Origin of the sequence: Bacillus arachidis (assembly GCF_030285945.1) — a bacterium.
GTDB lineage: Bacteria > Bacillota > Bacilli > Bacillales > Bacillaceae_G > Bacillus_A > Bacillus_A arachidis.
The window spans coordinates 4,192,186-4,206,240 of record NZ_CP127376.1; the positions used below are offsets into that span (position 1 = coordinate 4,192,186).

The 14,055-nt window shown below is 39.2% G+C and carries 14 protein-coding genes; 7 read left to right on the top strand and 7 right to left on the bottom strand.

From position 1 onward, the window contains the following. Positions 1–29 precede the first annotated feature (29 nt). The 4 genes from moaD to QRY57_RS23205 are packed head-to-tail and all read right to left on the bottom strand — an operon-like array spanning position 30 to position 2,501. Positions 30–263: a molybdopterin converting factor subunit 1 gene (moaD, locus tag QRY57_RS23190; RefSeq protein ID WP_286016207.1), complete on the bottom strand. Its 234-nt coding sequence runs from the start codon at positions 261–263 to the stop codon at positions 30–32. After that, the gene (locus QRY57_RS23195) at positions 260–730 is read right to left on the bottom strand and encodes a molybdenum cofactor biosynthesis protein MoaE (protein ID WP_286016208.1); all 471 of its coding nucleotides are present in this window, start codon (positions 728–730) and stop codon (positions 260–262) included. Before QRY57_RS23195 ends, moaD begins: the two co-directional genes overlap by 4 nt. Continuing rightward, positions 727–1,248 carry a molybdopterin-guanine dinucleotide biosynthesis protein B gene (mobB, locus tag QRY57_RS23200; RefSeq protein ID WP_286016209.1) on the bottom strand — a complete coding sequence of 174 codons (522 nt, stop codon included), beginning with the start codon at positions 1,246–1,248 and terminating at the stop codon, positions 727–729. The genes QRY57_RS23195 and mobB overlap by 4 nt, the downstream gene beginning before the upstream one ends. Then, the gene (locus QRY57_RS23205) at positions 1,212–2,501 is read right to left on the bottom strand and encodes a molybdopterin molybdotransferase MoeA (RefSeq protein ID WP_286016210.1); all 1,290 of its coding nucleotides are present in this window, start codon (positions 2,499–2,501) and stop codon (positions 1,212–1,214) included. The genes mobB and QRY57_RS23205 overlap by 37 nt, the downstream gene beginning before the upstream one ends. A 95-nt stretch (positions 2,502–2,596) precedes the next feature. Between QRY57_RS23205 and moaC the strand changes: the two genes are divergently transcribed. After that, positions 2,597–3,088, top strand: coding sequence for a cyclic pyranopterin monophosphate synthase MoaC (gene moaC, locus QRY57_RS23210; protein ID WP_208017275.1), 492 nt, complete (start codon positions 2,597–2,599; stop codon positions 3,086–3,088). Between the two features lie 30 nt (positions 3,089–3,118). On the opposite strand, the gene QRY57_RS23215 is transcribed toward moaC, so the two are convergent. The 3 genes from QRY57_RS23215 to QRY57_RS23225 form a co-directional block, all read right to left on the bottom strand. Further along, positions 3,119–4,132, bottom strand: coding sequence for a molybdopterin-synthase adenylyltransferase MoeB (locus QRY57_RS23215; protein ID WP_286016211.1), 1,014 nt, complete (start codon positions 4,130–4,132; stop codon positions 3,119–3,121). Positions 4,133–4,148: 16 nt separating this feature from the next. Continuing rightward, positions 4,149–5,162, bottom strand: a complete 1,014-nt coding sequence (gene moaA, locus QRY57_RS23220; RefSeq protein ID WP_286016212.1) for a GTP 3',8-cyclase MoaA — start codon at positions 5,160–5,162, stop codon at positions 4,149–4,151. Between the two features lie 225 nt (positions 5,163–5,387). Continuing rightward, positions 5,388–5,714: a winged helix-turn-helix transcriptional regulator gene (locus QRY57_RS23225; protein ID WP_026593752.1), complete on the bottom strand. Its 327-nt coding sequence runs from the start codon at positions 5,712–5,714 to the stop codon at positions 5,388–5,390. A 139-nt stretch (positions 5,715–5,853) separates the two neighbouring features. On the opposite strand from QRY57_RS23225, the gene QRY57_RS23230 reads away from it, so the two are divergent. The 6 genes from QRY57_RS23230 (at position 5,854) to narI (ending at position 14,014) form a co-directional block, all read left to right on the top strand. Further along, positions 5,854–6,525, top strand: coding sequence for an NAD(P)H-dependent oxidoreductase (locus QRY57_RS23230; protein ID WP_286016213.1), 672 nt, complete (start codon positions 5,854–5,856; stop codon positions 6,523–6,525). A 167-nt stretch (positions 6,526–6,692) separates the two neighbouring features. Continuing rightward, positions 6,693–7,385 (top strand): Crp/Fnr family transcriptional regulator, encoded by a 693-nt coding sequence (locus QRY57_RS23235; RefSeq protein WP_026593754.1) that lies wholly within the window; start codon positions 6,693–6,695, stop codon positions 7,383–7,385. A gap of 214 nt (positions 7,386–7,599) precedes the next feature. Then, positions 7,600–11,283 carry a nitrate reductase subunit alpha gene (locus QRY57_RS23240; RefSeq protein WP_286016214.1) on the top strand — a complete coding sequence of 1,228 codons (3,684 nt, stop codon included), beginning with the start codon at positions 7,600–7,602 and terminating at the stop codon, positions 11,281–11,283. Further along, positions 11,273–12,748, top strand: a complete 1,476-nt coding sequence (narH, locus tag QRY57_RS23245; RefSeq protein ID WP_286016215.1) for a nitrate reductase subunit beta — start codon at positions 11,273–11,275, stop codon at positions 12,746–12,748. The genes QRY57_RS23240 and narH overlap by 11 nt, the downstream gene beginning before the upstream one ends. A gap of 19 nt (positions 12,749–12,767) precedes the next feature. After that, positions 12,768–13,298, top strand: a complete 531-nt coding sequence (narJ, locus tag QRY57_RS23250; RefSeq protein WP_286016216.1) for a nitrate reductase molybdenum cofactor assembly chaperone — start codon at positions 12,768–12,770, stop codon at positions 13,296–13,298. Between the two features lie 17 nt (positions 13,299–13,315). Further along, entirely contained in the window at positions 13,316–14,014 is a 699-nt protein-coding gene (gene narI / locus QRY57_RS23255) for a respiratory nitrate reductase subunit gamma (protein ID WP_286016217.1), read from the top strand. Positions 14,015–14,055: the final 41 nt, after the last annotated feature.

The window sequence follows — 14,055 nt, forward strand, 5'->3', positions numbered from 1 at the left end:
ACGTACTTCCGTGATTAGACTGGAAAAAATCAACCACCGCTCACTGGCGGAATCAATGCGACAACATCACCAGATTGTATTTTGTCATCTTCATTTGCATATTCCTCATTGATAGCAACCATAATTTGCTCTGAAACTGCGATATGATGTTCTTTTACAATCATATCCTTTAATTCTGCAACGGTAATATTTTCACAGTCTATTTTTAGCTCGTTTGTTCCGGCTTCTTCTTGTAAATGCGCAAATAATAATACTTGAATCATTTTCTCATCTCCTTTCCAGGTTCTCCATTTGGATAAGGCGTTTTTTCTAATTGATCACCAATCCATGAATCGCCATCTTCCCAAAACTCCTTTTTCCAAATCGGAACAATTTGTTTAATGCGTTCCATGATGTATTCATTCGCTTCATACGCAGCTTTCCGGTGCGGTGTTGATACAGCAACAACAACGGCGATATCCGAAATTTGAAGTGTGCCGATGCGATGTGTAATCGCAACGTGTGTCCCAAGCCACTTCTCTTTCACTTCATCTCCAATTTTTGCAAGCATTTTTTCAGCCATTGTCTTATAGGCTGCGTACTCTAAATATAACGTACGGCGCCCTTTTGTAAATTCTCTTACAGTACCAGTGAAAGTTGTCACAGCACCACATTCACGGCGAATGACTTTATTTGTAACCTCTTCAATTGAAATTGGTGTATCTACTACTTCATAATACCTATGTGTCATCTTGCACCCCTTACTGTTTGTACGAGCCATTTCATATAAGTTTCTTCCTCTGTTATATGGAAAGTTTTATATGTTTCTCGTAAACCTTCTATGGCGTCATTCCAGGTGATAACCGCCATCACATTTTCTACTTGATTTAATAAAGAAATATCCTCAATTGAACGAAGCAAAACTACCTTTGGATAATTTTCTGTTTTATATCCTTCAATTAAAATGAGATCTATTTCAAAAAACTCATATAATCGAATGATTTCCTGCAAAGACCACTTATCCCGAAGAGAAGAAAGTGATAGTAATCCAGCTCCTTCTACACTGCTAACAATCGCACCCGCTTGCCTATGACGTTCACTATCCTTTTGCGGTACCTCAGGATAGCCCCCATGTCCGTGATGCTTAATTGTGGCAACTTTCATACCTTCATGTGAAAAAGCTTGAATCAATTTCTCAGTGAGCGTCGTTTTGCCGCTATTTTGATAGCCGACTATTTGTAAGATTGGAGCGGTTCTGCCCACGGCCACTCACTTCCTTGGCTTGATTCTAGTAATAACACTGAAACTATCATTCCAGCTTCAAATCCTCTTGTTCCTCCTGGTAGTACAATTAAAGCGTTGCTTTCCGCAAGAGAAGAAATTGCGCTTGATTTGTCGAGTCCTACTGGCATAGCTTGTAGCTGGCCATTCATAAACTCTGCCTTTCCCCTTACAAATCGTGTAAATGGATTTGCCTTTGGAAAATCTTTCTGTAATACGGCATCTGTACGATATGCATGTGGTTCTTTCGCATGAAGGAATGTTTGCATAACCGGATGAACAAGTAATTCAAATCCGACATAACAAGCAGCCGGGTTACCGGATAACCCAAACAACAGCTTCCCAGTTACTTCAGCTACAGTCGTTACACTCCCTGGCCGCATCGCAATTTTATTAAAAAGAACATTGGCATTTAATTTTTCATAAATCGCAGGCAAGTAATCATAATCACCTACCGAAACACCGCCCGTTGTAATCAATATATCCACTTCATCCAGTGCCGCTTTTACAGCTTCATAGCAAACCTCTAAATCGTCAGCAAGTTGCCCATAATATTTGACTTTCCCGCCGGCTTTAGTAATTTGAGCTGCAATCATATAAGAATTACTATTTCTAATTTTTCCTGGCTGAAGTGGTTCATGTACTTCTAACAATTCACTTCCAGTTGTTATAATCCCAACTACAGGCTGTTTTATCACGTTTACTGAACTATAGCCAAATGTAGCTAAAAGCGCCGCTACACCAGGATTAATCTTCGTGCCTTTTTTCACAAGTATTTGATTTCGTTTTACATCTTCACCTTTAAATGAAACATTATCACCAGCTTGAAAAGAACGTTTTAACTTCATATATGTTTTTCCGTTTCTTTCAAATCCTTCTGTCAGCTCCAACATAACAACTGCGTCGCAATCTTTTGGAATCGCTGCCCCGGTCATAATCCGAACTGCCTCGAAGCTCTTTACTTCATCTGTAAAAACAGAACCAGCTCCGATTTCTCCTATCACTTCAAACTCAATCGAATGATTTTGACTCGCCTCTTTCGTATCTTCTGCTCGAATCGCAAATCCGTCATAGGGAGAACGATCAAAATGAGGGACATCATGATCTGCTACAACATCTTCTCCAAGAATTTTCCCGTAGCTTTCGGTAATAGAAACTTTTTCTGTTTCACCTTGCTCAGCATACCTCATCACCCTCGCTACTGCTTCAGCAACTGGAATTGGTACTCGTTTTTCTAACATTGTTTTCACCCCATATTTGCAAAATATCACATCTTGATTACACTTTATATTGTACAATGCTAATCATAATAGCAATTACTTCAAGGAGGAATCCCATGTCTTCATTCACTCACTTTAATGACCAAGGCCGTGCAAAAATGGTCGATATTAGCGATAAAAAAGTAACAGTACGAACAGCAATTGCTCGTTCTAGCATCTTAGTTACAAAAGAAATTTATGATAAAATCTCCCATAATGAAATTGGTAAAGGCGATGTATTAGCCGTCGCACAAATTGCTGGTATTATGGCTGCAAAACGCACTTCTGATATTATTCCGATGTGCCACCCTTTACTTCTAAAAGGAGTAGATGTCTCCTTCGACTGGGAAACAGCGAAAGAACAATATCGTCTGCTTATTGAAGTAAAGGTCAAAACAGAAGGTAGTACTGGCGTTGAAATGGAAGCTTTAACAGCAGCTTCTGCGACCGCTCTTACTGTGTATGATATGTGTAAAGCTGTTGATAAAGGTATGATTATCGGCGAGACATATTTACTTGAAAAAACAGGCGGGAAGAGTGGAGACTACGCGAGAAATCCACATTCCTAATCCTTTGAACCTAAAGGTTTTCCTTTAGGTTCATCCTATATATCTTGCATATAATCCCTTCGCCACCGTCGTATCATTCGTTCCGTGAATAAACGCTCTACCATCTGTAAATAACACAAAACGATATTCATCAATCAGAAACGATAATAAGTACGGTGTCATTTGTACATCCACACTTTTTTGTAAGCGCTTTTTAATTTCTTTTAGGTTAAGAATTTGTGGCACTCCCGGACGGATTTGCACCGTATTTCGTCCACATAATACTTCGGTTTTCATTTGCGATTCAAACGCTATACTTGGATACGTGCGCAGTTTTCCACAAGATAAACACGTATCTTTTTTCTGTCTATTTACTTTAAACGCCATATACTGATTGTTCCAAAGATCAAATGACAGCATCGTTTCACGAAGCGCCCCAAAATCTTCTACCAATATTTTAAGTGCCTCTGTCACTTGATGACTGGAAACTATTTGTACAGCTGGCTGTATAATTCCAGCCGTATCACATGTCGCGCCGCTTGATGGATGCTCCATCAAACAACGGAAACACGGTGTTTTCCCAGGAATAATTGTATATGTGACGCCGTAGCTTCCAACGCATCCTCCGTATATCCAAGGAATATTGTATTTTTGTGAAATATCATTAATGAGAAGACGTGTTTCAAAATTATCAGTCGCGTCTAATATTAAATCTACATTCTGAATGAGCTCTTCCATTTCTTGCACCGCTACATCCGTTACAACCGGTACGATTTCTACTTCAGAATTAATCTGCCTTAAACGTTCAGCCGCTGCAACTGCTTTTGGCTTATACTCTTTTGCATCTGCTTCTGTATATAACTGTTGCCTTTGTAAGTTGCTCCACTCGACATAATCGCGGTCTGCAATCGTCAGTTTTCCAATTCCCGCCCTCACAATCGCCTCTGCATTTGCTGCGCCTAGTGCACCGGCACCAATAATGAGTACATGCTTTTCTCTTATTTTCCTTTGTCCTGTCCCGCCAATTCCCGAGAACAATATTTGTCTTGAATAACGCTCCTGCACGCTGCATCCCCCTTTCTTATCCTCCGATATAAGACATTTCAATTTTCGGACGATTATTTGCACTTTCTTCAGTCCGCTCATCAGAATACCGATCTGTCCGGTATTCCCATACAGCTTTCACTACCTCTAATAAATCGGAATCAGAAATTCCTGTTCGAAGGAGCGTCCGTAAATCCTTTCCTTTCGTTGCAAATAAACACGTATAAAATTTCCCCTCTGCCGAAATCCGTGCTCTTGTACAAGAAGAACAGAAAGATTCAGAAACTGAGGTAATGAATCCAACTTCCGCATCACTTCCGGCATAACGATAGCGCTTCGCAACCTCTCCAAAATAATGAGGTTCTGCAGGTTCAATCGGATATACCTTGCTAATCTTTTCAATCAACTCTTGTTTCGTAATGACTTGTTCAAAATTCCATCCGTTCGTACTGCCAACGTCCATAAACTCGATAAAGCGAAGCGGAATTCCCTGCTCTTTAAAATAAGAGGCCATCGGAAGAATTTGACTATCATTCATTCCTTTTTTCACAACCATATTCACTTTCACATCAAGTCCAGCTTCTTTTGCTGCCGCAATCCCTTTTAGCACAGGTTTTGTACTAATATTCCTTCCGTTAATTTTGCGAAATACCTCGTCCTCTATCGCATCTAAACTAACATTCACTCGGTGTAATCCCGCTTCCTTTAACGCCTCTGCTTGTTTTGTTAAATGAATACCGTTTGTTGTAAGTCCAATATCCGTTAAACCTTCAAGCTTCACAAGCCGTTCAATAAGCTTTGGTAAATCTTTTCTGAGCAGCGGTTCACCGCCTGTTAATCTAATTTTCTTTACACCTAGGTTTACAAATAATTTTGCTAATCGTTCAATCTCATCAAATGTAAGCAAAAATTCTTCTTGCAAAAATGCATAATCAGGTCCGAATACTTCAGCTGGCATACAATATATACACCGAAAATTACAACGATCAATGACAGAGATGCGTAAATCTTGAAGTGGACGCCCTAAAGAATCTGTAATCTTCTCATGCATCGTCACCCCTCCTTTTCTGCTAAATTCTATCTGTCTTCATTCTATTATAATATATTTTTAAACTGCGATGTTTTTGCTTAAGCTCTTTATTCATTTTCTATGTTTTTTAGTTGCCTCCATCATAGAAAAGAAGAAGAAGGTACGTTGTGATATTTCTCACATCGCCTTCTTCATTCAAAAATTCTTCACAAATTCGTTCAAATTTTATTCACATTTCAGATACAATTACTTTATTTGTGTACGATATTCTTCTCCCCACTCACGCATAAGAGTAATAATTGGTGTAAGAGATTTTCCGAATTTCGTTAAAGAATACTCCACTTTTGGTGGAACTTCTTTATATACCTCACGGTGAATGACACCTGCAGCCTCGAGCTCTCTAAGCTGCCTTGTTAACATGCGTTGTGTAATACCAGGCATCAATCTTAAAAATTGATTAAAGCGTATCTCTTCAGCATTCATCAAATGAAACAAAATAACGCCTTTCCATTTTCCACCGATTACATCAAGCGTTACTTCTACTGAACAACGATTTATATGTTTCTGTTCCATATTTTCACTCTCCATTAGTATACAAATTGATACTATATGCTAAAAATGTGCGTACTTACATCATTCATTGTACTATTGTAGAATCAATTTTGTAATCAACTTACTATAAAAAAGTAAATTAAAAAAGGTGGTTGTTTAAATGAAACCTACAAAAGAAGAAATTTTAAAAGCGTATCAATTTAGACATGCATGTAAAGAATTTGATGTAAATAAAAAAATCCCTGATGAGGATTTTCATTTTATTTTAGAAACTGGTCGTCTTTCTCCAAGTTCATTCGGCTTCGAGCCTTGGAGATTTGTTGTCATTCAAAACCAAGAATTGCGCAACAAACTACTCCCTGTAGCATGGGGTGCACAAAAACAATTACCAACAGCAAGTCACTTTGTCATTATATTAGCTCGTAAAAAAGAAGAGATGATTTATAACTCATCCTATATTTCTAACTTTATGAAAAACATTCAACACCTCCCTGAAGAAGTGATAACGATGAAACGTGGTTTTTATAAAGAATTTCAAGAGTCTGATTTTCAATTACTAGAAAGCGACCGTGCCATGTTTGATTGGGCTTCTAGACAAACCTATATCGCTCTCGGAAATATGATGACTGCCGCTGCCCAAATCGGCATTGATTCTTGTCCTATTGAAGGGTTCAATAAAGAAAAAGTAGAAGCTGTTTTAAAGGAAGAAGGTATTCTTTCAGATGAATCATTCGGTGTTTCTGTTCTAGTTGCTTTCGGTTATCGCGCAGAAGAACCGAAACATGATAAAACTCGTCAATCAATGGATACGATTGTTGAATGGATTAAGTAATGTAAAAGAGTGTCTACAAAAGACACTCTTTTTTCCGCATGAAAGGCAAATTTGTTCACAGCTAAAAATCACTTTATCACTTATAAATAAAAAGAAATTTCTTGCATTTTCACCATGTTTACATCCACAATAAGAAGTAGACTGCTTTAAAAAGAAAGGTGATTGCTGTGACAAACCGTACGGCATTATCAAACGATTTAAAAGAACTCCTTGCATCTGTTGAATATAAAGCACAGATTAATAAAGGACATTATATTTTCCAAGAAGGCGTGGAAGCGAAAGAACTCTATATTATTCACTCTGGAAAAGTACAAATTAGTAAAATTAGCGCTGATGGCCAAGAGTTAACACTTCGCATTTGTTCGAAACACGATATTATTGGAGAATTAACATTATTTACGGAGAATGCAAAATATTTATTGAATTCGAAATGCCTCGAGGATGTTGAGGTTGGCGTCATTAAACGGGATGCTTTAGAAAAGGCATTGCTTCAAAAACCTGCTCTCGCATTTGAATTTATGAAATGGATTAGTGAACATTTACGAAGAATGCAAACAAAATTTCGTGATTTAGTGTTACATGGAAAAAAAGGAGCTCTTTACTCTACACTTATTCGCATGACAAACAGTTATGGCATATTAAAAGAGAATGGCATTCTTATCGATCTACCTTTAACAAACCAAGAGCTTGCGAATTTCTGTGCAACCTCACGTGAAAGTGTAAACCGTATGTTAAATGATTTAAAAAAACAAGGAATTATTTCTATTCATAAGGGAAAGATTACGATTCATAATTTGCAATTTTTAAAATGTGAAATTGCTTGTGAAGATTGTCCTGCCTCTATTTGTAGTATTGAGTAGCCTCTCTATTTGAGATGCTACTCTTTTTTCTTTCTCCTTGATTCTACAAAAAACCTACATTTTGTGATGTGTAAAATATCACACCTTTCCCATAAAATGTTACGAATCTGATTTTTTGACAATCTGTTGAACTGTGATAGATATCACATCTCTGTTTTGCACGCTCTCTTATAGTGAAAGTAAGCAAGAGAGACGCAATAAAGGAGTGAACAGTATGAAAAAGAAACCTTCAGCATTAATGAAACGTTTAAAATATTTTTCTCCAATAGATCGCTATAACGATAATCATACACAAGAAACATACGAAGATCGCGAATGGGAAAATGTGTATAGAAAACGATGGCAACACGATAAAGTAATCCGCTCTACACACGGCGTTAACTGTACTGGCTCTTGTAGTTGGAATATTTACGTAAAAGATGGAATTGTGACTTGGGAAGGTCAAGAACTTAACTACCCATCCACTGGTCCTGATATGCCAGACTTCGAACCAAGGGGATGTCCGCGTGGAGCAAGTTTTTCTTGGTACATCTATAGTCCGCTTCGCGTGAAATATCCATATGTACGCGGTGTTCTTTGGAATATGTGGCAAGAGGAGCTACAAAATCATAAATCACCATTAGACGCTTGGAAAAGTATCGTAGAAAACCCTGAAAAAGCACATACTTACAAGCAGGCACGTGGTAAAGGTGGATTCATCCGTGCAAATTGGGATGAAGTATTACAACTTGTTGCCGCTTCTTTACTTTATACAGTAATCAAGTACGGTCCAGACCGAAACGTTGGTTTCTCACCAATTCCAGCCATGTCAATGCTGAGCCATGCTGCTGGTAGTCGCTTTATGCAGCTTATGGGTGGACCGATGCTTAGCTTCTACGATTGGTACGCTGATTTGCCACCAGCTTCCCCGCAAATTTGGGGTGATCAAACCGACGTACCAGAAAGTAGTGATTGGTATAACTCAGGTTACATTATGACTTGGGGTTCAAACGTACCAATGACAAGAACACCAGATGCCCACTTCTTAGCAGAGGTGCGCTATAAAGGAACGAAAGTTGTTTCCGTAAGCCCTGACTTTGCGGAATCCACAAAATTTGCTGATGACTGGATTAGCGTAAAACAAGGTACAGACGGTGCACTTGCGATGGCAATGGGGCACGTCATCCTACAAGAGTTTTACGTAGATAAACAAGTGGAATACTTCACAAATTACGCAAAACAATATACTGATTTCCCATTCTTTGTCACACTCAAACAACAAGGAGACCAATTCGTTGCAGATCGTTTCTTAAATGCGAATGATATCGGCCGTGAAACAAAACTTGGCGAATGGAAACCTGTTCTTTGGAACGATAACACGAAAGATTTCGCAACACCTCATGGCACAATGGGTTCACGTTGGGATAATGAAAAGAAATGGAACTTGCGTTTAGAAGATGAACAAACAGGCGAAAAAATTGATCCACGTCTTTCCTTACTTGGTATGGAAGATGCAGTGAGAACTGTGCAGATCCCCTACTTCTCTGATGATGGAAACAAAGTATTAGAACGAACAATTCCAGTGAAAAAAATCACTACAGAAGAAGGCGACGTTTTCGTTACAACCGTGTACGACTTAACGTTAGCAAACTACGGTGTTAATCGCGGACTTGGCGGGCAGGAACCGAAAGATTTCAATGATGATGTTCCATTTACACCAGCATGGCAAGAAAAAATGACTGGAGTAAAGCGAGAACTTATTATTCAAATCGCTCGCGAGTTTGCTCAAAATGCCGTTGATACAAACGGTCGCTCGATGATTATTGTCGGCGCTGGTATTAACCATTGGTTTAACTCTGATACGATTTACCGTGCGGTTCTAAACCTTGTTCTTCTCGTTGGTGCACAAGGTGTAAACGGCGGTGGTTGGGCGCATTATGTTGGGCAAGAAAAGCTACGACCAGCAGAAGGTTGGCAAACTATCGCAATGGCAAAAGACTGGCAAGGTCCGCCGAAACTACAAAACGGTACATCCTTCTTCTATTTCGTAACAGATCAATGGCGTTATGAAGATACACCAGTCGGACATTTAGCATCGCCAGTTGTCGGTAACTCACGCTATCAACATCACGGTGATTACAATGTGTTAGCTGCTCGCCTTGGCTGGCTACCTTCGTATCCAACGTTCGAGAAAAACGGAATTGAAATTTATAAAGAAGCTGTCGCTAGTGGCGCAACAACACAGGAAGAAATCGGGAAATACGTTGCGCAGAAGCTAAAAGATAAAGAATTGAAATTTGCCATTGAAGACCCTGATAACAAAAATAACTTCCCGCGCAACTTATTCGTATGGCGCGCAAACTTAATTTCAAGTTCCGGTAAAGGACACGAATATTTCTTAAAACATTTATTAGGTACAACAAACGGATTAATGAATGACGATAGCGATTCATTACGACCAGAAGAAATAAAATGGCATGAGGAAGCACCTGAAGGAAAGCTTGATCTACTAATCAACTTAGATTTCCGTATGGCTGGAACAGCACTTTATTCTGATATCGTTTTACCTGCTTCAACTTGGTATGAAAAACACGATTTAAGCAGTACAGATATGCATCCGTTCGTGCATCCATTTAATCCAGCAATCGGTTCTCCGTGGGAAGCTCGCTCTGACTGGGATATTTTCTGTTCCCTTTCGAAAGCAGTCTCTAATTTAGCAACAGAACTTGACCTTGAACCAATGAAAGAAGTTGTTGCAACACCACTTCTTCATGATACACCGCAAGAATTAGCACAACCACTTGGCAAGATTAATGACTGGAGCAAAGGTGAGTGTGAACCAATACCAGGAAAGACAATGCCGCAAATTCATGTTGTAGAACGAGATTATAAAACGATTTATGACAAGATGACAGCGCTTGGACCAAACGCTGGAAAACAGCCTATTGGTACGAAAGGGATTTCCTGGTCAGCAGAAAAAGAATATGAACAATTAAAGAGTAGATTAGGTGTTGTTCGTACTGATTCTATCGCAAAAGGATGCCCTAACATAACAGAGGCAATCAATGCTGCCGAAGCAGTGTTAACCCTTTCTTCTACAACAAATGGTCATATGGCCGTAAAAGCTTGGGAAGCTCTTGAAAAACAAACAGATTTACAGCTTCGTGATTTAGCTGAAGAACGCGAAGAAGAATGCTTCACATTCGAACAAATTACAGCGCAGCCAAAAACGGTAATTACATCCCCTGCTTTTACTGGTTCCGAAAAAGGAGGACGTCGTTACTCACCATTTACAACGAATGTCGAGCGTCTTATCCCTTGGAGAACGATAACAGGGCGACAATCTTTCTACTTAGATCACGATATGATGAAAGAATTTGGTGAAACGATGGCAACATTTAAACCAATCTTGCAACATAAACCGTTCCGTAAATCACGCCCTGAAGTAGAAGGGAAAGAAATTACACTGAACTATTTAACACCACATAATAAATGGTCAATTCATAGTATGTACTTCGATTCATTACCGATGTTAACGCTATTTAGAGGTGGTCCAACTGTTTGGATGAACAAAGACGACGCTGCCGAAGCTGGCGTTAATGATAATGACTGGATCGAATGCTTCAACCGTAACGGTGTTGTTGTGGCACGTGCCGTCGTAACGCACCGTATACCAAGAGGAATGGCCTTTATGCACCACGCACAAGATCGTCATATTAACGTGCCTGGTACGAAATTAACAAGCAACCGCGGAGGAACGCATAATAGTCCAACCCGCATTCATGTCAAACCAACACATATGATTGGTGGATACGGCCAATTAAGCTATGGATTTAACTACTATGGTCCAACCGGTAACCAGCGTGACTTAAACGTCGTAATCCGCAAACTGAAGGAGGTAGATTGGCTTGAAGATTAAAGCGCAAGTCGGAATGGTAATGAACCTAGATAAATGCATCGGCTGCCATACTTGTAGCGTAACATGCAAAAACACCTGGACGAATCGTCCAGGTGCTGAATATATGTACTTCAACAACGTGGAAACAAAACCAGGTATCGGTTATCCAAAACAATGGGAAGATCAAGAAAAATATAAAGGCGGCTGGGAATTAAAAAACGGTGAAATCCAGCTAAAGTCTGGTTCAAAAATGAAACGTCTTATGAACATTTTTCATAATCCAGATCAGCCTACAATCGATGATTACTTTGAGCCTTGGAACTATGATTATGAAACATTAACAAACAGCCCGCAGCGAAAACATCAACCAGTAGCTCGTCCGAAGTCAGCAATTACAGGCGAATTTATCGACAAAATTGAATGGGGACCAAACTGGGAAGATGATTTAGCAGGTGGACATATAACAGGATTACAAGATCCGAACATCAAGAAAATGGAAGAAGAGATTAAAACAGATTTTGAGAACGTCTTTATGATGTACTTACCTCGCATTTGCGAACACTGTATGAATCCATCTTGCGTTTCTTCTTGTCCATCTGGCGCAATGTATAAACGTGAAGAAGATGGGATTGTCCTTGTCGACCAAAATGCATGCCGTGCTTGGCGATTCTGTGTATCTTCTTGTCCATATAAAAAAGTGTATTTCAATTGGCAAACAAATAAAGCAGAGAAATGTACAATGTGTTTCCCGCGTATTGAAGCTGGTATGCCAACAATTTGTTCTGAAACATGTGTAGGACGTATTCGTTATATCGGAGTTATGTTATATGACGCTGACAAAGTAAAAGAAGCTGCTTCTGTCGAAGACGAAAAAGATTTATATGAATCTCAGCTTACTGTTTTCCTAGATCCAAACGATCCAGAAGTAGCAGCTGAAGCGAAAAAACAAGGTATTCCTGAAGAATGGATTAAAGCGGCTCAAGAGTCACCTATTTATAAAATGATCATTGATTGGAAAATCGCCCTTCCTCTTCATCCAGAATATCGTACAATGCCGATGGTTTGGTATATCCCACCGCTCAGTCCAATTATGAATATGGTGGAAGGAAAAGGAAGTAACTGGAAAGCAGAAGAAATTTTCCCTGCTATTGATAACATGCGTATTCCAATTCAATATTTGGCCAACTTACTGACAGCAGGCGATGAATCACATATTCGTCTTACATTGAAAAAAATGGCTGTTATGCGAACGCATATGAGAGCACTGCAAATTAATAAAGAACCAGATGAAGCTGTATTAGCAAACTTAGGCTTAACGAAAGAAGATGTGGAAGATATGTATCGCCTTCTTGCTATCGCAAAATACAAAGATCGCTTCGTTATCCCTACATCTCACCGCGAACAAGTTGCAGATTTATATAGTGAGCAAGGAAGCTGCGGTCTTTCCTTCGCAGGTGGTCCAGGTTCTTGTATGACGATCTCTTAAATAAAGGAGGCAGGCAAATATGAAACAAAGTTTACAAACCACTTTTTCTTGTTCTTCCTTTCTTCTCTCCTATCCTGAACTAGGTTGGAGAGAAGCTTTACTAGAATTACAGGAAGAGATTCAAACGATTGAACACGAAGAAATCCGAGCATCACTTACAACATTTATAAAACAAGCACTAGAAAAAACAAACGATCAACTTATTGATTCTTACGTATATACATTCGACTTCGGAAAGAAAACAAATATGTACCTTACTTACATGAACACAGGTGAACAAAGAGAACGTGGAATTGAATTATTAGAGTTAAAACAGCACTATCAAAAGGCTGGCTTTGCAGCAACAGACAAAGAACTACCTGATTATTTACCACTTCTACTTGAGTTTCTTGCAAACGCGAATGAAGAAGATAGCGAACCGATTATGAGTAAATACACGAAAAATATACAAGCATTGCACAAGCAGCTACAAGAAGCAAATTGTATGTACGAACCAATTATCGCTGCCATTCTCCTCGCTATCGATGCCTGGGGAGTACAAGCGAATTAGAAAGGAGTGTCGTCAAAATGATGGATCAATTTTTATGGGTACTGTTTCCCTATATCATTTTCGCAATCTTTATCGGCGGACACATTTTCAGATACAACTATGATCAATTTGGCTGGACATCAAAATCTAGCGAACTATTAGAAAAGAAAATGCTCCGAATCGGAAGCTTGCTCTTCCACTTTGGCATTATGTTCGTAATCGGTGGACATATCATGGGAATATTAATTCCAGAATCCGTATACAGCTCTTTCGGTATTTCAGAGCATACGTATCATATGGCCGCTATCGGCTTCGGTCTTCCTGCTGGAATCGCTTCTATCGTCGGATTAGTCATTTTAATGTACCGCCGCTTTACAGTAAAACGCATTATCGCAACAAGTACAAAAGGAGACTACATGGCCCTTGTCCTCTTATTCATCGTAATGTTAGCAGGCCTATCCTCTACATTTTTCAATATTGATGCAAAAGGATTTGATTATCGAACAACAATCGGCCCATGGTTCCGCAGCCTCTTTGTTTTCCAGCCGAAAGCAGAATATATGGCAGAAGTACCTCTTTGGTTTAAAATCCATATCATTGCAGCAATGGGGCTCTTTGCAACATGGCCATTTACAAGACTTGTACATGTCTTCAGCGTTCCTATGAAATATTTACGACGCAGTTATGTGATTTATCGTAAAAGACAGCCTATTGAATCTGAAAAAGCAAAAATTTAATAAAAATAGCACCTATCTCATAATAGGAGGATAGGTGCTAT